Source organism: Aeromonas sp. QDB31, assembly GCF_027707605.1.
GTDB classification, from domain to species: Bacteria; Pseudomonadota; Gammaproteobacteria; order Enterobacterales; family Aeromonadaceae; genus Aeromonas; species Aeromonas media.
The window spans coordinates 11,384-31,684 of record NZ_JAPCIX010000006.1 but is presented as its reverse complement, the minus strand read 5'-3'; the positions used below and the strand labels follow the sequence as shown (position 1 = coordinate 31,684).

General features: G+C 63.0%; 15 protein-coding genes and 1 pseudogene. 9 read left to right on the top strand and 7 right to left on the bottom strand.

Annotation, left to right across the window (positions count from 1 at the left end):
- Positions 1–8 precede the first annotated feature (8 nt).
- Entirely contained in the window at positions 9–1,667 is a 1,659-nt protein-coding gene (leuA, locus tag PG898_RS08220; protein ID WP_270823823.1) for a 2-isopropylmalate synthase, read from the top strand.
- Positions 1,668–1,725: 58 nt separating this feature from the next.
- Here leuA and PG898_RS08215 read toward each other — a convergent pair whose 3' ends face one another.
- Positions 1,726–2,748, bottom strand: coding sequence for a sterol desaturase family protein (locus PG898_RS08215; RefSeq protein WP_270823824.1), 1,023 nt, complete (start codon positions 2,746–2,748; stop codon positions 1,726–1,728).
- Positions 2,749–3,101: 353 nt separating this feature from the next.
- Here PG898_RS08215 and PG898_RS08210 point away from each other — a divergent pair, with 353 nt between their 5' ends.
- Positions 3,102–4,208: a DUF1615 domain-containing protein gene (locus tag PG898_RS08210; protein ID WP_270823840.1), complete on the top strand. Its 1,107-nt coding sequence runs from the start codon at positions 3,102–3,104 to the stop codon at positions 4,206–4,208.
- Positions 4,209–4,267: 59 nt separating this feature from the next.
- Here the strand turns inward: PG898_RS08210 and PG898_RS08205 are convergent, their stop codons facing one another.
- From PG898_RS08205 to PG898_RS08195, 3 genes are all read right to left on the bottom strand, one after another.
- Positions 4,268–5,161 (bottom strand): nuclease-related domain-containing protein, encoded by an 894-nt coding sequence (locus tag PG898_RS08205; protein WP_270823825.1) that lies wholly within the window; start codon positions 5,159–5,161, stop codon positions 4,268–4,270.
- 22 nt (positions 5,162–5,183) lie between these two features.
- On the bottom strand, positions 5,184–5,810 hold the full coding sequence (locus PG898_RS08200; protein WP_270823826.1) for a topoisomerase DNA-binding C4 zinc finger domain-containing protein: 627 nt from the start codon (positions 5,808–5,810) through the stop codon (positions 5,184–5,186).
- A gap of 215 nt (positions 5,811–6,025) precedes the next feature.
- Positions 6,026–6,991 (bottom strand): hypothetical protein, encoded by a 966-nt coding sequence (locus PG898_RS08195; protein WP_270823827.1) that lies wholly within the window; start codon positions 6,989–6,991, stop codon positions 6,026–6,028.
- A 351-nt stretch (positions 6,992–7,342) separates the two neighbouring features.
- On the opposite strand from PG898_RS08195, the gene PG898_RS08190 reads away from it, so the two are divergent.
- The 5 genes from PG898_RS08190 (at position 7,343) to PG898_RS08170 (ending at position 12,116) form a co-directional block, all read left to right on the top strand.
- The gene (locus tag PG898_RS08190) at positions 7,343–7,993 is read left to right on the top strand and encodes a DedA family protein (protein ID WP_042648944.1); all 651 of its coding nucleotides are present in this window, start codon (positions 7,343–7,345) and stop codon (positions 7,991–7,993) included.
- A 268-nt stretch (positions 7,994–8,261) separates the two neighbouring features.
- On the top strand, positions 8,262–9,557 hold the full coding sequence (locus PG898_RS08185; RefSeq protein ID WP_005328097.1) for a DEAD/DEAH box helicase: 1,296 nt from the start codon (positions 8,262–8,264) through the stop codon (positions 9,555–9,557).
- Between the two features lie 81 nt (positions 9,558–9,638).
- A complete protein-coding gene (locus PG898_RS08180; RefSeq protein WP_270823828.1) occupies positions 9,639–10,277 on the top strand; it encodes a DUF2913 family protein in 639 nt (212 codons plus the stop codon).
- A 321-nt stretch (positions 10,278–10,598) separates the two neighbouring features.
- A complete protein-coding gene (locus PG898_RS08175) occupies positions 10,599–11,639 on the top strand; it encodes a M35 family metallo-endopeptidase (RefSeq protein WP_270823829.1) in 1,041 nt (346 codons plus the stop codon).
- A 42-nt stretch (positions 11,640–11,681) separates the two neighbouring features.
- The gene (locus PG898_RS08170; RefSeq protein WP_218409105.1) at positions 11,682–12,116 is read left to right on the top strand and encodes a protease; all 435 of its coding nucleotides are present in this window, start codon (positions 11,682–11,684) and stop codon (positions 12,114–12,116) included.
- Here the strand turns inward: PG898_RS08170 and PG898_RS08165 are convergent.
- Entirely contained in the window at positions 12,113–13,093 is a 981-nt protein-coding gene (locus PG898_RS08165; RefSeq protein ID WP_270823830.1) for a questin oxidase family protein, read from the bottom strand. The genes PG898_RS08170 and PG898_RS08165 overlap by 4 nt on opposite strands.
- 72 nt (positions 13,094–13,165) lie before the next feature.
- Here PG898_RS08165 and soxR point away from each other — a divergent pair.
- Both soxR and PG898_RS08150 read left to right on the top strand, forming a co-directional pair.
- Positions 13,166–13,604, top strand: a pseudogene (gene soxR / locus PG898_RS21225) (redox-sensitive transcriptional activator SoxR).
- 56 nt (positions 13,605–13,660) lie between these two features.
- Positions 13,661–14,239, top strand: coding sequence for an O-methyltransferase (locus tag PG898_RS08150; RefSeq protein ID WP_270823841.1), 579 nt, complete (start codon positions 13,661–13,663; stop codon positions 14,237–14,239).
- 78 nt (positions 14,240–14,317) lie between these two features.
- Here the strand turns inward: PG898_RS08150 and PG898_RS08145 are convergent, their stop codons facing one another.
- Together PG898_RS08145 and gltB are read right to left on the bottom strand one after the other, a co-directional pair.
- Positions 14,318–15,733, bottom strand: a complete 1,416-nt coding sequence (locus PG898_RS08145) for an FAD-dependent oxidoreductase (RefSeq protein ID WP_270823831.1) — start codon at positions 15,731–15,733, stop codon at positions 14,318–14,320.
- Between the two features lie 12 nt (positions 15,734–15,745).
- Positions 15,746–20,203 carry a glutamate synthase large subunit gene (gltB, locus tag PG898_RS08140; protein ID WP_270823832.1) on the bottom strand — a complete coding sequence of 1,486 codons (4,458 nt, stop codon included), beginning with the start codon at positions 20,201–20,203 and terminating at the stop codon, positions 15,746–15,748.
- Positions 20,204–20,301 lie beyond the last annotated feature (98 nt).

The window sequence follows — 20,301 nt, the reverse complement described above, 5'->3', positions numbered from 1 at the left end:
ATCTGAATATGAGCTTCGATCATCGCAAATACCGCCCGGCCCCCGTCATCGCTCTGGCGGACAGACAGTGGCCCAACCGGGTGCTTGAGCGCGCGCCGCTCTGGTGCGCCGTGGATCTGCGGGACGGCAACCAGGCGCTGGTCGAGCCCATGACGGTGGCCCAGAAGCTGCAGATGTGGGCGCTGATGACTCATGTCGGCTTCAAGCATATCGAGGTGGGCTTCCCGGCCGCCTCCCAGCCGGACTTTGACTTCGTGCGCGAACTCATCGAGCGCAATCTCATTCCGGAGGATGTCACCATCCAGGTGCTGGTGCAGGCCCGGGAAGATCTCATCGCCCGCACCTTCGAGTCCCTCAAGGGGGCGAAGCGGGCCATCGTCCATGTGTACAACTCGGTCAACCCGACTCAGCGCAACTATGTGTTCAACACCGGGCGGGAAGGGGTCAAGGCCATCGCCGTGCAGGGGGCGCGCTGGGTGCGGGAATACGCGGCCAAGAATCCCGGTACCGAGTGGAGCTTCCAGTACTCCCCCGAGAGCTTCAGCAGCACCGAGGTGGAGTTTGCGGTGGAGGTGTGCGACGCCGTCATCGACGAGTGGCGATCGGCCTCCCGCCCTATGATCCTGAACCTGCCCGCCACCGTGGAGGTGAGCACCCCCAACGTGTTCGCGGATCAGGTTGAGTGGTTCTGCCGCCACCTCAGGGCGCGCCCCGAGGTGAGCATCTCCATCCATACCCACAACGATCGGGGCTGCGGGGTGGCGGCGGCCGAGCTGGCGGTGCTGGCGGGGGCGGATCGCATCGAGGGCACCTTGCTTGGCAACGGCGAGCGTACCGGCAACATGGATATCGTCACCATGGCCATGAACCTCTACAGCCAGGGCATCGATCCCGAGCTGGATCTCTCTGACATGGACGCCATCGTCGCGACCGTGGGGGCCTGCACCCAGATTGCCCTGCACCCGCGCCACCCCTATGCTGGCGAGCTGGTCTACACGGCGTTCTCCGGCAGCCACCAGGACGCCATCCGCAAATCCCTGGCGGCCGAGAAGCCTGATGCCTACTGGGACGTGGCCTATCTGCCGATCGATCCTGCCGATCTCGGTCGCAGCTACGAGGCGGTGATCCGCATCAACAGCCAGTCCGGCAAGGGAGGGGTCACCTATCTGCTGGAGCGCGACCTCGGTCTGCAACTGCCACGCTGGCTGCAGATCGACTTCAGCCGCCGGGTACAGGCCCAGGCTGAGGCGAGCAGCAGCGAAATCAGCCCGGAGCAGATCCGCACCCTGTTCGAGCAGCACTACCTCGAGCCGCCGCACGGTTATCGTATCGGTCGTTTTCAGCTCGGTCACGACAGTCAGGAGACACTGCGTCTCGAGCTGCAGACCCCGGACGGCAGCTTGCAACTGTGTGGTGAGGGGGAGGGGGCCATCACGGCCCTGGTCAACGGTTGGGAGCGCCAGACCGGCATGCACATAGATGTGCTCGACTACTCCGAACATGCCCTCAGCGCCGGCACCGAATCCCGCGCCGCTGCCTATGTGCTGCTGAGCGTCGATGGCGTGCGTATGTGTGGGGTGGCCATCGGCCGTGACGTGGTCAACGCCTCCCTGCAGGCGGTGATCAACGGCGCCGCCCAGATCCGCGCCCTGCGCCAAAGCGCCTGAGCCATGTCCGCCAACAACAACGCCACCTCAGGGTGGCGTTGTGCTTTATGGGCCTGGTTCAATCCACCAGCGGCTTGCGGGGGCGGGGCAGGGCACGCCAGATCTTGCGCACCGTCACCAGGAAGGGGCGCAGGATCAGGGCACTTAACCGGCTGTAGCGTTCGTTGTCTCTCGGGCCTACCCCGAAGGAGAGCGGCTCGGGCTGGCTGCTGGTCACATAGAGGGTGCCGAACCACCAGTCCCAGAGGGAGAGATTGGTGCCGAAGTTGTGGTTGAAGTGGCGGGGATCCCGGCTGTGATGGATCTGGTGCTGCGCCGGGCTGTTGAGCAGGTGCTCGAGCCTGGGGCCGAAGGAGAGCCAGATGTGGGTGTGGCGCAGGTTGGCGGCCAGGGCGTTGAAGATGAGCACCAGGTAGCTGATGCCAAACAGGGTGTAGGGGCGCACTGTGCCGCCACAGAGCCAATAGAAGATGCCGCCGTAGAGGGCGAGGCAGCTCCCCTTGACCAGCATCTCGCACAGCTTCTCCACCAGGTGGATGCGGCTCGCCGTTGGCGGCACCATCACGGTCGCGCTGTGGTGTACCTTGTGAAACTCCCACAGCCATCGGCTGTGAAAGGCGCGGTGCAGCCAGTAATGGACGAAGTCGCTGATGAGGAAGACCCCCAGGCCATAGAGCATCATCAGCCAGCTCGCCTCGGCGAGCCTGGGGCGCTCACCCCAGAGCCGGGTCAGTGCCGATTGCACGTCCCCGGTTTGCAGCAACCAGGGGTGGAGCAGGGTCAGGACAGGCAGGATCACCGCCACATGCAGCAGGGCGCGCACCAGGTAGTACTGGTAATCGAGCAGGGCCGAGGGGTGCAACCAGACGGCCCGGCCCCCCAGGAAGTGGCGAAAGCTGCGGGTTTCGGGATCTCCCTGGCGACGGCGGCGCAGATAGAGCAGGTAGGCGACGGTGCCCGAGATCAGCAGGAAAACAAAGCCCAGGCGCCCGTTGAGATCGAACAGCCCCGACAGACTCTGCCAGAGCGGGGTGATCAGCAGTCGCTGCAGGGGGTCGAAGAGGGGGGTCAGCTTGTCCATGGGCTCCATGCCGCAGGCGTGTCGGTCGGCGGCATTCTAAATAGAAATGACTATCAATAAAAGCCATTGTTCGAGGTTTGGCAGATGGGACGTGTGCACAGGCTCACGCCACCTGTCGTCATGCCGCTGTGCCCTATTCCCCGGGGAGGGCCCAAGCTCGAGTTGGAGGCTTTAGCCGGGCGAGCCAATCCTCTACAATGGGCACCTGTTTGCGTTCGGGGCCTTTCATCCGTGATGAATGAGGGCCCGGCCCCCGCTCTCTATCGGAAGCCTTCATGACATTCTCTCCCTGTTTTGCCTCCCCTTCTCGTGTTGTCTCTTCTGCGCACGGCCTGATCCCCCTGCCGCTGCTGATGACCGTGTTGCTGGCGGGCTGTGCCAGTGAACCGACCGTTCCTGTCGAGGAGGCGGCCGTCATCGCCAACCAACCCAAGGCCATGCAGCCGCGCAAGCCCGCGGACATGAAGACCCGCATCGTGCGCTTCCTGCCGCGCCAGGTGCAGGACAAGCCGGGCTGGGCCAACGACGTGGTGACGGCGCTCAGCACCCAGGGGCTGACGGTGAGCGATCACAATGTCTGCTCAGTGCTGGCGGTGGCGGAGCAGGAGGCCACCTATCAGGCGGATCCCGTGGTGCCCGGTCTTGGCAAGATAGCCTGGAAGGAGATCAATGCCCGGGCGGCCAAGCTGCTGATCCCCGAATTCGTGGTGCGCACGGCGCTCTCCATCAAGTCTCCCACTGGCAAGAGCTATGCAGCGCGCATCGATGCCCTTCGCACCGAGCGGGGGATGAGCGAGATCTTCGAGGATATGATAGGCGCCGTGCCCATGGGCAAGCAGCTGTTTGGCAACCTCAATCCGGTGCGCACCGGCGGCCCCATGCAGGTCAGCATCGCCTTCGCCGAGGCCAACGCCCGCGGCTATCCCTATCCGGTCAAGGAGTCCATCCGCCACGAGGTGTTCACCCGCCGGGGCGGCATCTGGTTTGGCACCAAACATATCTTCGGTTATCCCGCCGACTACCCGGACACCCTCTACCGTTTCGCCGACTTCAATGCGGGCTGGTATGCGAGCCGCAACGCCGCCTTCCAGGCCGCGGTGAGCCGGGTCAGCGGCAAGCCCCTGGCCCTGGACGGGGATCTGGTCCGCTACGACTCAGATCTTCCCGGCAAGACCGAGCTCGCGGTGCACAGCATCGCCAGCCGCGTCAACATGAGCAAGCAGGCCATCCACCAGAGCCTGCTCAAGGGGGACAGTGCCGATTTTGCCAAGACCGACCTCTATCATCGGGTCTTCACCCTGGCCGACAAGCAGGCGGGCAAACGGCAGCCCCGCGCCGTGCTGCCCGGCATCCAGCTGAAGAGCCCCAAGATCACCCGCAACCTCACCACCGCCTGGTTCGCCAAGCGGGTGGATGACAGGGAGCAGGCCTGTGTCAGAAAGATGGCAACCATTCGCTGACAGTCAGAGACAACAAGGGCGGCCAAGTGGCCGCCCTTGTTTCAGTTCCCGCTGAGGGGTCAGGCTCTGATGTCCCGTGTCGCAGCACCATGGCGAGTCTTCGCAAGGGGTACTATTCCCTTGCATGTTGGATATCCGCTACATCCCCAAAACGAGTTGCCTCTGTTTTCTCCCCGGCTGGCGGTACGCAAGACCATGGCATTGCCACATCTGGGGCAAGGCGGACTCGGCTCACCGCGCTGTTGGATGGTGACAGGGGAGGGCGCCGCACCCTTTTCGTCAGGCACTGCCTTGGTGGAAAACGGCTTGCGTGATGATTCGCCATGACGCGCCTTTAGCTGGGCCACATGCTGCCTGCGGGTCTGCCAGTTTGTCACCAGCCGCCCTTGCTGGATGGCGTCGATCACCCGGGTGACGTCGGCAGGAGTCAAAACCGGCGTGGTTTTGCCCTTGATATAGCGGATCAGCCCGCGGTTCATCACGTTGTCCGGCATGGGGGTCTTGAAGGTGCAGTCGCCAATAAAGTAGATGACGGAGTGGAGCTGATGATCCGCCACCCCCAGCAGGGATTTGAGGGTCATCATGTGCAGATGGTTCTGGTGCAGGGGATTCTGGAAGCTGTGCTTGCGGCGATAGATCTGCTGGGTCCAGTTCTTTTGGGCCGGATTGCCGAATATCCAGCCCTTCATGTTCTTGGTCTCAATCACGAATATCCCGAAGCGGGAGACGAGCACATGGTCGATCTGGGTGCTGCCCTGGGGGATGGGCAGGGTCACATCTTTGAGCAGGTGATATGCCCGCTGGTCGAGAAAGAGCCGGATGCTGACGTTGATAAACCACTCCCCGATCATGCCCTTGAACCAGGGGCTTTTGACGAGCGTCGCGATCAACAGCAGTGGCAGCAGATACCAGAGCTGGCCGAGCAAGGGATAAATAATGGCAGTGACGTCCATTTCACTCTTCCTTCATTGAGGGTTAACCCTCGATAGGGATCAAACTGCGGCACTTGGGGTATCCCGGACAACCCCAAAATGAGTTTCCTTTTGTATCTCCCCGTTTGCTGGTGCGCAATACCATTGTGGTACCGCATTTGGGGCAGGTTGGTGCTGGCCCGGCATTGACCACCGCAGCTTCGCTTTCGTCACTGTTGTTGGCGACTCTTTCCAGCGATATGCGAACCTCTTCACTGATCCGGATGATCCGCTGTGCTTCGTCATAGGCATCGCGGTAGAGCTCGCTGTCTTCCGATCGCCGGATCAGCACCCCCATCTCGTTGTTGTTCACCTGACTGAACTCGTAGAGATTCAGACTGGCAATGATGCACATCTCTTCATTGAGGTAGCACTTGGCATGGAGGTTCTTACAAAAGCTGGTGCGGATATAGGTGAGCTCCTTGAGCCAGCTGATCTCTTCCGGTTGCAGTTCGCTTTTGCCATAGACGATACGGACATCGATCTTGAGGCGGTTCTTGTCGGTCAGCAGCTCCCTGATCCTGTCATTGAGCTTGAGGAAGGGGCTGATCAGGATTAACCGTTCCTTGGCATCCTTTATCAGCTCTTCGAGGAAATAGTTGGTTGCGCTGGTATTCAGAAATTTGGCCATAACAAGCTCCCTATCCTTGGAAATGTCATGTGTTCTCTGGTCACAGTAGGCTGTAATGCAGACCCCAATCCTGGGCATGGCTCTGCTTCACGTCTCCATCACCAGCTGTATCTCCATGCTAGGAGATACAGCTGGGGCCTGATAGCGGCCATTGAGGCAAATGTGCGTTCAGTCAGAGATTTGGTGATGGTGACTGGCCATCTCGCCATGCCGCGTTAGAAACTCATCGCCAGCCCGATGGAGTAGCCGCTGGTGTTGTGGCTGAACATATAGCGGGCCACCAGCCGGGTACGGGTGACGAAGACCTTGTATTTGCTGCTGTCGAGCTCGAGTCCAAGGCCGAGGGAGTTGAGGCTGTTGAAGCCGAGCAGGCCGCGCTGCTCCCCCAGGTATTCGGTACGGGCCCCCTCCATCACGTAGCGCAGCGGGCGATCGAGCAGGGTCCAGGTGAAGAGAGGTGCCCGGCGACGCAGGTAGAGCCCGAGGTTCTCTGCGTTGGCCTTGCCGGTGACGCTGTCGGCGGTGCCGGAGAAGCTTTGCAACTGTTGGTAGGAGTAGCGCAGCTCGGCGTCGATATCCTGGGACTTGGAGAACAGCTCATAGTCCAGCATGAGGGAGCCCCCCAGGCCATAGACGTTGAGGGTGCCGCCGTCGAGGAAGTCGAGATTCTTGCCCGTCCTGTTCTCGATAAGGGCGGCGCCGATGCGCAGGTCGCTCGCCACGGTTCCCAGGGTGAAGTTGGCGATGGGGCGCAGCACCAGGTTGCCGCCAAAGCGATCGCGGTGCAGGCTGAAATCCCACCCTATGCCGCCGGTGGCGCTCAGGCTGTTCCACTTGACGGGGATGGTGCGGGTCTCGTTGCCGTCGGTAAACACGAACTGGGGATCGTAGCGGCTGTACCCCAGGGTGCCCTCGAGATAGATGGGAAAGCCCTCGCTCATGGTGGCGCCGCCACCAAGCTGGGTGATGGTCAGCGCCGACTGCTCGTTGGTGCCGCTGCCGATGTCCAGGTTGCTGGCGGTGATGTCTGGCACCACGGTGAAACTCATCAACGAGACCACCGCGTTGGCTCGCTGTTGAATGAGGGTCTCATCATTGGCGTGAGCGGCCTGGTTGCAGAGTGAAAGCCCGGCCAGCAGCAGTATTCCTGCATGAAAATGAGAAGAGGGGGGATGCACCATACCTAGCTCCGTGTACCTCCTCGTCCATTGAGGAGTCCTTACACTGTAACGGTTTTTCCATCGTCATGGCAGCCCACCTCGGCGCCAACTGACTATATTCTTTGCCATTTTACGGCGCAGACCCGAGGGGGCTCTGGTGGCGAGATCACCTTGCCGTCAGCGCACCGGGTTGCCGGTGCCGGATGACGGTGTATCCACATAAATGGCAGACATTAATTTATTGTTCAGTTCCCCGGGTGTATAACGGGCCTCCCGCAGGAACATATGGGGGCGGTACCAGGGAGGGGTAGCCAGACCGGGCCTACGGGCCGTCATGACGGATGCGCATTACGTTGATGGGAGTCATACCAGATGCAGGACATGCTGCTTGCCATATGGCATCAGGACTTTGAGCAATTAATACAACTGCAGGCAGTCGGTCTGCTCGTCACCTGTCTGGTGGTGATCCTCTTTCTCGAATCGAGCTTCGTGTTTCTGCCCCTGCCGGGGGACAGCCTGGTGCTATTGGCCGGTGGTCTGGTGGGCATGGGGGTGCTCGGGCCCGAGGTGGTGTTCCTCTATCTGCCCCTGGCCGCCGGGGTCGGCAGCGTGATGGCGTATTGGCAGGGACATGCACTTCATGGCACCCGCTTCATGGGCCAGGTGGAGCGGGTTATCCCGGAGGGCAGCCTGCCCCGCGCCTCCCGGCTGCTCGATCGCTATGGCTTCTGGGCCATGTTCGTCTCCCGTTTCATCCCCTTCGTCAGGGTGCTGACGCCCATGCTGATGGGGATCTCCCGCCTGAACCTGCTGCGGGTGGCGATGACCAGCTTTGCCAGCGCCTTCCTCTGGGCCCTGGCCCTCAGCATGGTCGGCAAGTTCATGATGGCGACGCCGCTGCTGGCTGACCACCATGAACTGTTGACCAAGTGTCTGCTGGTGACCTCCTTCGCTCTCTTCGTCATCGCCGTGGCCGCCATCGGCATGCGGCTGTTCAAGCGCTCGGCCAAGAGAGCGCGCTGAGTTGCTCAAGGGACGGGCCTGCCGCTCGTCCCTTGTCCCCGACCGCCCTGGTCAGGCGACTCGCCCTGGTGGCGTAAAAATACAGGCCATTTGAGGCGGAAATCCTGATGCCTATCTGTTACACTTCGCGCCCGCCATTTTCCGGCTCATCTTCTGATGTGATGTCAGACCCAGCCGTCCTTGGCCCCAAGCCTCGCCGAGGCCGTGCCACACGCCGGCCCAGGCCACTTAAGCCAACTACAGCTCAGCTGGAACACAGGAACCCATTATGAGATTTGAATCGTTCGATTTTGCCCCCGAGATTTTGCGTGCCGTCTCAGAGTGCGGTTATCAGGAGATGACCCCTGTGCAGCAGCAGGCGATCCCGACCATACGCCGTGGCAGCGACGTGCTGGCCAGCGCCCAGACCGGAACCGGCAAGACGGCGGCCTTTGCGCTGCCCATACTGCAACGTCTGGTGGATAACCCGGCCCCGGCCCAGCCTTCCAACGCCCGGGTGCTGATCCTGACCCCGACCCGCGAGCTGGCCGCCCAGGTGGCGAGTAACATCAACGACTTCGCCAAGTATCTGGACATCAGCGTGCTGACCCTGGTCGGCGGTGGCAAACAGGATGTGCAGGCCCGCAAACTCAAGGCTGGGGCGCACATCATAGTGGCGACCCCGGGCCGGCTGCTCGAGCACCTGACCGCCTGCAACCTCAGCCTCTCCGGTGTCGAGACCCTGGTGCTGGACGAAGCGGATCGCATCCTCGACATGGGCTTCAGTGCCGATGTGCAGCAGATCCTGCAGGCTGTGAGCAAGACTCGTCAGAACCTGCTGTTCTCCGCCACCTTCTCCGACGCCGTGAAGAAGCTGGCCAACCTGATGCTGGACAGACCGCAGATCATCAGCGTCAACAAGCAGAACTCCACCGCCGATACCGTCAGCCACACCGTCTATCCGGTGGAGCAGAAGCGCAAGCGCGAGCTGCTCTCCGAGCTCATCGGCAAGCAGAACTGGCAACAGGTGCTGGTGTTCGCCAGTACCCGCGAGAGCTGTGACGTGTTGGTGGAAGAGCTGAACCTCGACGGCATCAAGTCCGCCGTGGTTCATGGCGAGAAGGCCCAGGGCAGCCGTCGCCGCGCCTTGCGCGAGTTCATGGAAGGCAAGGTGCGGGTGCTGGTGGCCACCGAGGTGGCCGCCCGTGGTCTGGACATCCCGGATCTGCAGTACGTGGTCAACTACGATCTGCCCTTCCTGGCGGAAGATTATGTCCACCGCATCGGCCGTACCGGCCGCGCCGGCAAGAGCGGCATGGCCGTCTCCTTCGTCAGCCGCGAAGAGGAGCGCACCCTGCTGGAGATCGAGGCCCTGATTGGCCAGAAGATCCGCCGCATCATGGTGCCGGGCTACGAGGTGAGCAGCCGTGACGAGCTGATCAAGCAGTTGCAGGAGCGCCGCCGTTTCGGCAAGCGCCCGCAGCGGGAAGACAACGCCGCCGCCCAGGTGATGGCCGAGGCCAAGCTGCAGGGGCAACGCCTCAAGCGTCTGGCGGCCGCCAAGAAACCCCGTCAGGGCAAGTAAGGGCTTCGACACCCTCTCTATTGAACCGCAAAGGCGCCATGGGCGCCTTTGCCATCTCTGTTTTCAACCCGAGGATCGCCCATGACCCTTAGCACCTACAATGAGGCCCTGCTCGACATGGCCACCCAGAGCCTGGCCGAGCTGGCCCGCACCGCAGAGCAGAAGGCGGGCAAGCGCACCCCGGCGCAAGAGAGCCACTTCCTCTGCACCTGGATGGCGGACTCCCTCAAGGAGAAACGCTTCTCCCGCCTGGTGATGGAGGATTTGAAAGCCTGGGTGCAACTGGGTCGCACCCTGGGGGCCGGGGCCGATCTCAAGGGGCTGCTGTCGCGCATCGTCTGTCAGTACGGCAGGGCCATGGCCGAGCCCGGACAGTTGGGGGCCAGGCTCGCCACCCTGGTCGCCGAGCTGGAGAGTGCGGGTTGGCTGGTGTTTACCGACAGCGAGCTGAACGCCAAGCAGCGGCTGCTGAGCCAGGGCCAGTCCAGCCTGGTCATCTCCGCCAGCGAGTATCTGGGCCATATCGAGGGGGGAGAGCTGGTGAAGCCTCTTACCCTCTATGTGCGCGGGGATGAAAAGCAGCTGGCCGAGGCGGCCTTCAAGCTGGGGCTGCTGCTGAGCCAGGGTGACAAGAAGAGCACCCTGGTCAAGCACCACAAGGCCTACCGGCTGGTGCCGGGCAATGCTCAGCCCGCCCTGGCGCTCCTGGCAGAGGCCTGAGCCTTATTACGGGCGGACGCCCATGCCCGCCTCATCACCCCGGCCCCGTGCCGGGGTTTTTTATGGCTGACCGTCAGCGGGGCAGGCCATGACGGCAGGGTGAGCGACGGGAAGGGGGCCCGTACCTGAGTGCTGCCCTGGTGCGGCAGTCGGCGATTTTTGTCGCATTTGAATGGTTTGTCCGCCCGTCCCCCTCTGATGGGGGATGTCACCCATATGGTGAGATGGTGACGCAGACGTTCTGCTCTAGGGTGGTTTGGCCCCAAAGAGGGCCATATGGAAGCAAACCGCCTGATGGCGCTACTCAATGAATGAGGAAACATGATGAAAGCAACCCCCCTTGCCCTGCTGCTGGCCAGCGTGCTGGCCTCTCCGCTCTGCGCCGCCGGGCTCGACGCCAGGCTCACTCTGGTGGAGGGCAGCACCGACGATGTGCGTGTCAACCTGACCCTGACCAACACGGGTGACAAGCCCATCCGCTTGCTCAAGTGGCAGCTGCCGGGTAGCGAAGATGCCCCCCTGTTTTTGGTTGAGCGCGACGGCGAGAAGGTCGGCTACGAGGGGGCCCTGATCAAGCGGGCGGCGCCAACAGACAAGGACTTCCAGCTGCTCAAGGCAGGCCAGAGCCTGACGCTGCAGGCCGAGGTTTCCGGTCTCTACGACATGAGCGCCCAGGGCCAGTACAGCATCCGTTACCGGCTGCCGACTCTGCCACAGGGGGCGAAGGCCGCCAAGGCCAAGCAGGCCCAGGGTAGCGAATCCAATGTCGTGACCCTGTGGGTGGAAGGGGTGGCTGACGATCGGGTGCTCGCCAAGGCGGCGGTGGCCGAGCCCCAGGCGGTGACAGCCTCGGTCAGCTTCAGCGGCCGCTGCAGCAACACCCAGAAGAGCGACATCCTCACCGCGCTCGATGCCGCCAGCGGCATTACCAACAACACCAGCAGTTACCTGGCGGTGGATAAGCCCGATGGCCAGCGTTACCGCAGCTGGTTTGGCGCTTATGACGCTTCTCGCTGGAACCAGGCCGAGACCCACTTCAGCAAGATCAAGGAGGCCATCGACAACAAGCCGCTCACCTTCGACTGCGGCTGCAAGCAGAGCTACTTTGCCTACGTCTATCCGGATCAGCCCTACAAGGTCTACCTGTGCAAGAGCTTCTGGACGGCGCCCGTCACCGGGACAGATTCCCGCGCAGGCACCATAGTCCACGAGCTGAGCCACTTCAACGTGGTGGCGGGCACCGACGATCTGGGATACGGTCAGACCAATGCCCGCAATCTGGCGAGCACGGATCCGGTCAAGGCGCTGAACAACGCCGACAACCACGAATACTTCGCCGAGAATACCCCGAGCGAAAATTAATCTGTGAAGGGGCCGGATGGCCCCTTTTTTGACGGAGGCACCATGATGACACTCCTGCTCACCACCCTGGCACTTGCCCCCTTGCAGTGCGAACTGTCGGTCAGCGCCGAGAGCGGGGTGAACGAGCCACTGCCCCTGGTGATGACCTTGACCAACAAGGGGGAGGGGCCACTCGAGGTATTGACCTGGTTCACCCCCTTCGAGGGGTGGTTTGCCGATGCCATCGACCTCACCCGAGATGGCAAGCCGTTGCCTTACCGGGGACCGCTTGCCAAGCGTGGCGCGCCCGGTGATGGCGACTTCCTCCTGCTGGGACCGGGGGAGCAGAGCCATGCCGATGCAGATCTGGCGCAGGCCTACGATCTGTCGCAGCCGGGCAGCTACCGGCTCAGCTACCGTGTCCAGCCGCTGGCGCTGACCCGGGGGCTGGTGCCAAGCTGTCCCGCCATCGATTTTATCCGGGTAGTAGCGCCTTAGGGGCGTTGAGGGTGAGACGCCGCGTCCAGCAACCCCACCGCGCGGGCGGCGACCGCCAGATAATGGGGTGAGTGCGCTCGCTCCCGCCAGCAACAGTGCACCAGCTTGATCACATGGTCATCCAGGCTCTCGATTGCCCGCGGCAACACCTGCGCCCAATCCAGCCCGGTCGTATCCGGCCAGCGCTGGGCCTGCAACCTTGGAGCCCCGACTGTGATGTAGGCGGCGGCCACCGCCTGCCACATCAGGCTCTGCCAGGCGTCCTTCAGCTCATCCGGCAGGTGACGGGCGACGATGGCGGCGGCCCGGCTGCCGGTCACCATATGCAAGACGGTGAAGTTACCGGTCTGCCAGTAGAGGGGCAGAGCGGCCTCGGCCAGCTGTGCCAGCACATCTTCCCCATCATCGAGGCTGCGCGGCAGCGACTCCGGCCAGCGGGGATCGGTTGCCACCTGCCGCAGGCGTGCGGTGATCCACTCTCCCTGCCAGCGCGATCCCTCCCAATGGGCCGCTAACCCCGCCAGCAGGCCGGTGACGTCCCGGCAGGGGGCGCCCGTCCCCGTTGGCAGGATCAGGGCCTTGCACTGCCAGGCGGCCAGCGCTGCCGCCTGTTCCCCCAAGTGGCCGTTTTCCAGCGCGCAGGCGAAGCGGATGAGGGGGTGAAATGCCCCGCCTGCCGGGGAGAAACGCTGCACCAGCAGCTCTTCGAAGCATGGCAGCCAACCCTCTTCGGCGAATCGGGTCAGCAGTTGCTGGCGCAGTACCACGAACCGGGTCTCCTCCTCTTCACCCTGGTTGCCCACCCCGGCGGGCAGGGCTTGAGTGGTCTGCCAGTGGGTAAAGAAGCGCTGCAACTGCCGGGGGTTGGCCCCCATCTCGTGCAGGGCATGCAGCGCCATGGGACAGTGGTTAGTGGTGCCGCGACCATTGAGGGCGAAGGACTGGTTGGCATCGAGCAGGGGGTAGAGATGATCCATTAGCGTTTGACTCCTTTTGTCGGGGGAGACAGGATTATGCAAGTTGAAGTTAACTTGAGATCAAGGACGAAGATGGATCGCAAATGGCTGGCCATAGGTCAGATAGCCAAACGTGCCGGCGTGAACGCCAGCGCCCTGCGCTTCTACGAGCAGAAGGGGCTGATCCAGAGCCTGCGTAGCGAAGGCGGCCGGCGTCTCTACCCCCAGGATGTGCTGCGCCGCATCGCCTTTATCCGGGTGGCGCAAGGGATGGGCCTCACCCTCGACGAGATAGCGGGGGCCCTTCAGGGGTTACCCGATGGTCGCACGCCGGATCGCCGGCCAGTGGCAAACGCTGCTGGACAGCCGCATAGCCGCCCTGCAACTGATGAAGCGCAAGCTCACTGCCTGCATCGGCTGTGGCTGTCTGTCGCTGGAGCACTGCGCTCTCTACAACCCGCAGGACCAAGCCGTCTCAGGGGGCTGCGGCCCCCGTTATTTGCTGGGGGATCTGCCCCCCGTCACCGATTGAACCGCGCAGGCCATGGGCAGTGCCGGGTCAGTCTGGATGACTTTCAAGGAGGAAACATGGAACTGGAACAACTCAAACGGGAGCTGGAGCGCTTTGGCGCACACAATGACGGCGAGCAGCAGGCTCGCGGCCACAAGATGCTCAACATCACTCGGGATACCGGCGAGCTGCTGGCGCTGCTGGTGCAGACGAGGGGGGCCACCGCCGTGTTGGAGATCGGCACCTCCAACGGCTACTCCACCCTCTGGCTGGCCGAGGCGGTCAAGAGGCTGGGTGGCAGGGTCACCACCATAGAGCGGGACGAGGGCAAGCTGGTGCTGGCAGCGCATAACTTCCAGCGTGCGGGGCTCGAACCCTGGATTGAGCAGTTGGCAGGCGAGGCAGGCACGCTGCTGCCCACCCTGCCAGCGGCCGCTTATCAGCTTATCTTCCTCGACTCCGATCGCCGGCACTACCAGGCCTGGTGGCCCGAGATCCAACGCTTGCTTGCCCCTCGCGGCCTGCTGGTGGTGGACAACGCCATCTCCCACCGGGAGGAGATGAACGACTGGATGGCAGAAGTGGCGCAGGATCCGGCCTTCCTGACCGCCCTGGTACCGGTGGGCAAGGGGGAGTTTTTGGCTGTGAGGCGCTAGGGGCTGTCACCCTGGGTGAGGCATAAAAGAACAGCCCCGCATTGGCGGGGCTGTTTGCTTGAGACCTTAACCGGCAGTTTACACGGCCAGGTAGTCCATGATCCCTTCGGCGGCCTTGCGGCCCTCGTAGATGGCGGTCACCACCAGATCCGAGCCGCGCACTGCGTCGCCACCGGCGAACACCTTGGGGTTGCTGGTCTGGAAGGCATGCTCGGCCTGCTCGGGAGCCTTGATGCGATCCCGGTTGTCGAGCTCGATGCCGTGTTCCGCCATCCAGGGCTGGGGGTTGGGCTGGAAGCCAAACGCCATCACCACCGCATCGGCGGCCAGCACCTGCTCGGAACCCTCGATCACCACCGGATTGCGACGGCCGTTGGCATCGGGGGCGCCAAGCTCGGTGCTCACCACCTTGATGCCGCAGGTGCGGCCCTGGGCGTCCAGCTCGACGCCCACCGGTTGCAGGTTGAACATGAATTCCACCCCTTCCTCCTGGGCGTTCTTCACCTCTCGCTTGGAGCCCGGCATGTTCTCGGCATCGCGGCGGTAGGCGCAGATCACCCGGTCGGCCCCCTGACGGATGGCGGTACGCACGCAGTCCATGGCGGTATCGCCACCGCCGAGCACCACCACCTGCTTGCCGGCGAAGTCGATGTAATCGGCCTGGGTCTTCTCGAAACCCAGCAGCCGGTTGGCGTTGGAGATGAGGTAGGGCAGGGCGTCGTACACGCCGGGAGCCGTCTCGTTCTCGAAGCCGCCCTTCATGTACTTGTAGGTGCCGACCCCGAGGAAGACCGCATCGAACTCGCCGAGCAAGTCTGCGAAGGTAACGTCACGACCCACTTCGGTCTCGAGACGGAACTCCACCCCCATGCCCTCGAAGATCTCGCGACGACGCTGCATCACCTCTTTTTCCAGCTTGAAGGAGGGGATGCCGAAGGTCAGCAGACCGCCGATCTCCGGGTACTTGTCGAACACCACAGGGGTGACGCCATTTCGCGCCAGCACATCGGCACAGGCGAGGCCCGCCGGGCCCGCACCGATGACGGCAACCCGCTTGCCGGTCTTCACCACCTTGGAGAGATCCGGGCGCCAGCCCATCTCGAACGCCTTGTCGGTGATGTATTTTTCGATGTTGCCTATGGTCACGGCGCCGAATCTGTCGTTGAGGGTGCAGGCACCCTCACAGAGTCTGTCTTGCGGGCAGACGCGGCCACACACTTCTGGCAGGCTGTTGGTCTGGTGGGAGAGCTCCACCGCCTCCAGGATGCGCCCCTCGTTGGCCAGCTTCAGCCAGTTGGGGATGTAGTTGTGCACCGGGCACTTCCACTCGCAATAGGGGTTGCCGCAGTCGAGGCAGCGATCCGCCTGCATGCCGACCTGGGCCTGGTTGAAGGGCTCGTAGATCTCCACGAACTGGATCTTGCGGATCTTGAGCGGCTTCTTGGGCGGGTCGACCCGCTGGACATCGATAAACTGGAATACGTTCTGGCTCATAGGGTTCCCTCCTTATTGCGCCTGGATTCTGAGTTCTGCACTGGAACGGCTGGTGTGACCAAGCAGGGACTTGACGTCGCTGGACTTGGGCTTGATCAGCCTGAACTTGGGCACATAGGAGTCGAAGTTGGCCAGGATCTCCTCGGCGCGCGAGCTGCCTGTCTCATTGAGGTGCGCCGTGATGATGCCGCGCAGGTGCTCCTGATGGATGGCAAGGTCCGCCACGTCTAGCAGTTCTACCAGCTCGGGGTTGGTACGCTTGGCGAAGTTGCCGCACTCGTCGAGCACGTAGGCAAAGCCCCCAGTCATGCCAGCCGCGAAGTTGACACCGGTGGTACCGAGCACGGTGACGATGCCGCCGGTCATGTACTCACAGCCGTTGTCGCCAATCCCCTCGACTACCGCCAGCGCCCCTGAGTTGCGCACCGCGAAGCGCTCGCCCGCGGTGCCCGCTGCATAAAGTTTGCCGCCGGTGGCACCGTAGAGGCAGGTGTTGCCGATGATGGCCGCCTCGTGGGACTTGAACGCCACGCCGACATGGGGTTTGACCACCAGCTTGCCGCCAGTCATCCCCTTGCCCACGTAGTCGTTGGCATCCCCGGTGAGGATCATCTCGAGGCCACCCGCGTTCCAGACGCCGAAGCTCTGGCCTGCGGTGCCGTTGAAGTGCACCCGCACCGGATCGGCGGCCATGCCCTGGTTGCCGTGACGTTTGACTATCTCGCCGGACAGGCGCGCCCCCACGGAGCGGTCGGTGTTGCGGATGTCGTAGCGGAATTCGCCACCGCTCATGTTTTCTACCGCCTCCAGCAGGTCGTCCACCATCTTGAGGTTCAGCGGCCCCTTGTCGAAGGTGGGGTTGTGCTGCTGGCTGAACAGGCTGGAGCCTGCCGGTGCCACCGGGCTTGCCAGAATGCCGGACAAGTCCAGCTTGGCCTGACGGGCGGTGAGGCCGGGCAGGGCTTCCAGCAGATCGGTACGACCGATGAGGTCGGTGAGCTGGGTGACGCCGAGCTCGGCCATCAGCTCGCGGGTCTCTTCTGCGATGAACTTGAAGTAGTTCATCACCATTTCCGGCAGGCCGGTGAAGTGCTCGCGACGCAGCTTCTCATCCTGGGTCGCGACGCCGGTGGCGCAGTTGTTCAGGTGGCAAATACGCAGGTATTTACAGCCGAGCGCCACCATGGGGCCGGTGCCAAAACCAAAGCTCTCGGCGCCGAGGATGGCCGCCTTGATGATGTCCAAACCGGTCTTGAGACCGCCATCCACCTGCAGGCGCACCTTGTGGCGCAGGCCGTTGGCCACCAGGGCCTGCTGGGTTTCGGCCAGCCCCAGCTCCCAGGGGGAGCCGGCATACTTGACCGAGCTCAGCGGGCTGGCGCCGGTACCGCCGTCATAGCCAGAGACGGTGATGAAGTCCGCGTAGGCCTTGGCCACGCCGCAGGCGATGGTGCCGACGCCGGGCTCGGAGACCAGCTTGACCGACACCAGGCAGTCCGGGTTGATCTGCTTGATGTCGAAGATGAGCTGGGCCAGATCCTCGATGGAGTAGATGTCGTGGTGGGGCGGCGGGGAGATCAGGGTCACGCCTGGCACCGAGTAGCGCAGTTTGGCTATCTGGGCCGTCACCTTGTCACCGGGCAGCTGGCCACCTTCGCCGGGCTTGGCGCCCTGAGCCACCTTGATCTGTACTACGTCGGCGTTCATCAGGTAGTGGGGGGTGACACCAAAGCGCCCCGACGCCACCTGCTTGATGCGCGAATTCTTCTCGGTGCCAAAGCGCTTGGGATCCTCACCGCCTTCGCCCGAGTTGCTCTGACCGCCGAGGCGGTTCATGGCCACCGCCAGCGCCTCGTGGGCCTCGGGGCCGAGGGCGCCGATGGACATGGCTGCGGAGTCGAAGCGGGGGAACAGCTTGGCCGCAGGCTCAACCTGCTCCAGTGCAACAGGGGTCGTTCCCTGCTTGAGGACGAGCAGATCGCGCAAGGTGGCGACCGGGCGCTCGTTCACCAGGCGGGCGTACTCCTTGTAATCGCTGTAGTTGCCGGAGCGCACCGCCACCTGCAGGGTCTGCACCACATCCGGGTTGTAGGTGTGGTACTCGCCGCCGTGGACGAATTTCAAGAGACCACCCTGGGTCAAGGGCTTGCGGCCGAGCCAGGCCTGGCGCGCCAGATTGACCTGATCCTGCTGGATGTCGGTGAAGTCGGCTCCCTGAATGCGGCTCGATACGCCGCGGAAGCAGAGTTCGACCACGGAGCTGGACAGCCCCACGGCTTCGAACAACTGGGAGCAGCGGTAGCTGGCCACAGTGCTGATACCCATCTTGGACATCACCTTGTAGAGGCCCTTGTTGATGCCGTTGCGGTAGTTGAGCATGGCCTGGCGCAGGCTCATCTTCAGCACCCCTTCCTCGACCTGTTTGGCCAGGGTCTCGTAGGCGAGATAGGGGTAGATGGCGGTGGCGCCAAAGCCCAGCAGCACGGCGAAGTGGTGCGGGTCGCGCACGCTCGCGGTTTCCACCAGGATGTTGGCGTCACAACGCAGGTTGTTGTCCACCAGGGTGCGCTGCACCGCCCCCACCGCCATGGCGGCCGGGATGGGCAGGGTGTCGGCACTGATGTCCCGGTCCGACAGCACCAGCAGCACTGTGCCATTGCGCGCCTTGTCGGCCGCCTCGTTGCAGAGGCGCTCGAGCGCCCCCTGCAGCCCCTCTTCGGGCAGATAGTTGAGGCTCAGCACCGCGTGGCGGTAGTGCTCCCCTTCCAGTGCCAGCAGCTGGTGGAAGTCGGAGTAGAGCAGGATAGGCGACTGGAACAGCACCCGGTGGGCGTGGCCGAAGGTCTCGTTGAATACGTTCTGCTCGCGGCCGATACAGGTGGCCAGCGACATGACGTGGTTTTCCCGCAGCGGGTCGATGGGCGGGTTGGTCACCTGGGCGAACATCTGGCGGAAGTAGTCGTACAGGGTACGCTGGCTGGAGGAGAGCACCGCCATCGGGGTGTCATCCCCCATGGAGCCCACCGCCTCCTGGCCATTCTCGCCGAGCACGCGGATGATTTGATCCAGCTCCTCATAGGAGTAGCCGAACAGCTTCTGATAGGTCTTTAGCTGATCGTCCGGGAACTCGCGCGCACCTGTGCTGGCGTCATCCATCTGCTCGAACGGCACCAGTCGCTTGCAGTGCTTGTCCATCCACTGCTTGTAGGTGTGGCGGCTCTTGAGATCGTCATCGATCTCGAAGCTGGTCCAGATCTTGCCGTTGCTGGTATCCACCACGAACAGCTCGCCCGGGCCGACCCGGCCCTTCTCCAGCACTTCGTCCGGGGTGTAGTCCCAGGTACCCACTTCGGAGGCCAGCGTGATGAACTTGTCCTTGGTGATGACGTAACGGGCTGGGCGCAGGCCGTTGCGGTCCAGGGCGCAAGTGGCGTAGCGGCCGTCGGTCATGACGATGCCGGCCGGGCCGTCCCAGGGCTCCATGTGCATGGAGTTGAAGTCATAGAAGGCGCGCAGGTCGTCATCCATGTTCGGGTGCTTCTGCCATGCAGGCGGGATCAGCAGGCGCATGGCGCGGAACAGGTCCATACCACCTGCCAGGAAGAGATCCAGCATGTTGTCGAGGCTGGAGGAATCCGACCCTGTGGTGTTGACGAAGGGGGCGGCCTCTTGCAGATCCGGGATCAGCGGAGTGGCGAACTTGTAGCTGCGCGCCTTGGCCCACTGGCGGTTGCCAGCGATGGTGTTGATCTCGCCGTTGTGGGCGAGGTAGCGGAATGGCTGCGCCAGCGGCCAGCGCGGGCTGGTGTTGGTGGAGAAACGCTGGTGGAACACGCAGATGGCTGCCTGCATGCGGATGTCGGCGAGATCCAGATAGAAACGCGGCAAATCCACCGGCATGCACAGTCCTTTATAGACGGTGACCAGGTTGGAGAGGCTGACCACATAGAAATAGTCATCGCTGATGCGTTTCTCGATACGGCGGCGCACGATGTAGAGGCGGCGCTCGAGATCCTTGTCGACCCAGCCTGGCGGCGCGTTGACAAAGACCTGTTCGATGCTGGGCAGGGAGGCCTTGGCGATGGGACCGAGCACATTGGTATCGATGGGCACCTTGCGCCATCCGACCAGACTCAGGGTCTCTCTTTCCAGCTCCTCGTCGATGATGTCGCGGGTCTGCTGGGCCAATACGGGATCCGGGTTGAGGAACAGCATGCCCACCGCATAGTTGCGGCCCAGGTGCCATCCCTTCTCTTCGGCGACAGCGCGATAGAAGCTGTCGGGTTTTTGCAGCAACAGGCCGCAGCCGTCGCCGGTCTTGCCGTCGGCGGAGATGCCGCCGCGGTGCTGCATGCGAGCCAAGGCTGACATCGCGAGACGGACAAGCTTGTGGCTGGCTTCCCCTTCCATGTGGGCCAACAGGCCGAAGCCACAGTTATCCCTCTCCAGCTTTGGATCATATAGTGACATTGCATTTCTCCCTTGCTCGGCCTTCCATCGCACTGTCATCAACAGATTGCATAAATTGCGATTGGCTCTTGTGGTTCCGTCCGCCTGAGGTGGCGAAT

Coding starts and splice junctions, on each gene's coding strand:
- leuA (WP_270823823.1), top strand. CDS start 9: ATGAGCTTCGATCATCGCAAATACCGCCCGGCCCCCGTCATCGCTCTG.
- PG898_RS08215 (WP_270823824.1), bottom strand. CDS start 2,748: ATGGACAAGCTGACCCCCCTCTTCGACCCCCTGCAGCGACTGCTGATC.
- PG898_RS08210 (WP_270823840.1), top strand. CDS start 3,102: ATGACCGTGTTGCTGGCGGGCTGTGCCAGTGAACCGACCGTTCCTGTC.
- PG898_RS08205 (WP_270823825.1), bottom strand. CDS start 5,161: ATGGACGTCACTGCCATTATTTATCCCTTGCTCGGCCAGCTCTGGTAT.
- PG898_RS08200 (WP_270823826.1), bottom strand. CDS start 5,810: ATGGCCAAATTTCTGAATACCAGCGCAACCAACTATTTCCTCGAAGAG.
- PG898_RS08195 (WP_270823827.1), bottom strand. CDS start 6,991: ATGGTGCATCCCCCCTCTTCTCATTTTCATGCAGGAATACTGCTGCTG.
- PG898_RS08190 (WP_042648944.1), top strand. CDS start 7,343: ATGCAGGACATGCTGCTTGCCATATGGCATCAGGACTTTGAGCAATTA.
- PG898_RS08185 (WP_005328097.1), top strand. CDS start 8,262: ATGAGATTTGAATCGTTCGATTTTGCCCCCGAGATTTTGCGTGCCGTC.
- PG898_RS08180 (WP_270823828.1), top strand. CDS start 9,639: ATGACCCTTAGCACCTACAATGAGGCCCTGCTCGACATGGCCACCCAG.
- PG898_RS08175 (WP_270823829.1), top strand. CDS start 10,599: ATGATGAAAGCAACCCCCCTTGCCCTGCTGCTGGCCAGCGTGCTGGCC.
- PG898_RS08170 (WP_218409105.1), top strand. CDS start 11,682: ATGATGACACTCCTGCTCACCACCCTGGCACTTGCCCCCTTGCAGTGC.
- PG898_RS08165 (WP_270823830.1), bottom strand. CDS start 13,093: ATGGATCATCTCTACCCCCTGCTCGATGCCAACCAGTCCTTCGCCCTC.
- PG898_RS08150 (WP_270823841.1), top strand. CDS start 13,661: ATGGAACTGGAACAACTCAAACGGGAGCTGGAGCGCTTTGGCGCACAC.
- PG898_RS08145 (WP_270823831.1), bottom strand. CDS start 15,733: ATGAGCCAGAACGTATTCCAGTTTATCGATGTCCAGCGGGTCGACCCG.
- gltB (WP_270823832.1), bottom strand. CDS start 20,203: ATGTCACTATATGATCCAAAGCTGGAGAGGGATAACTGTGGCTTCGGC.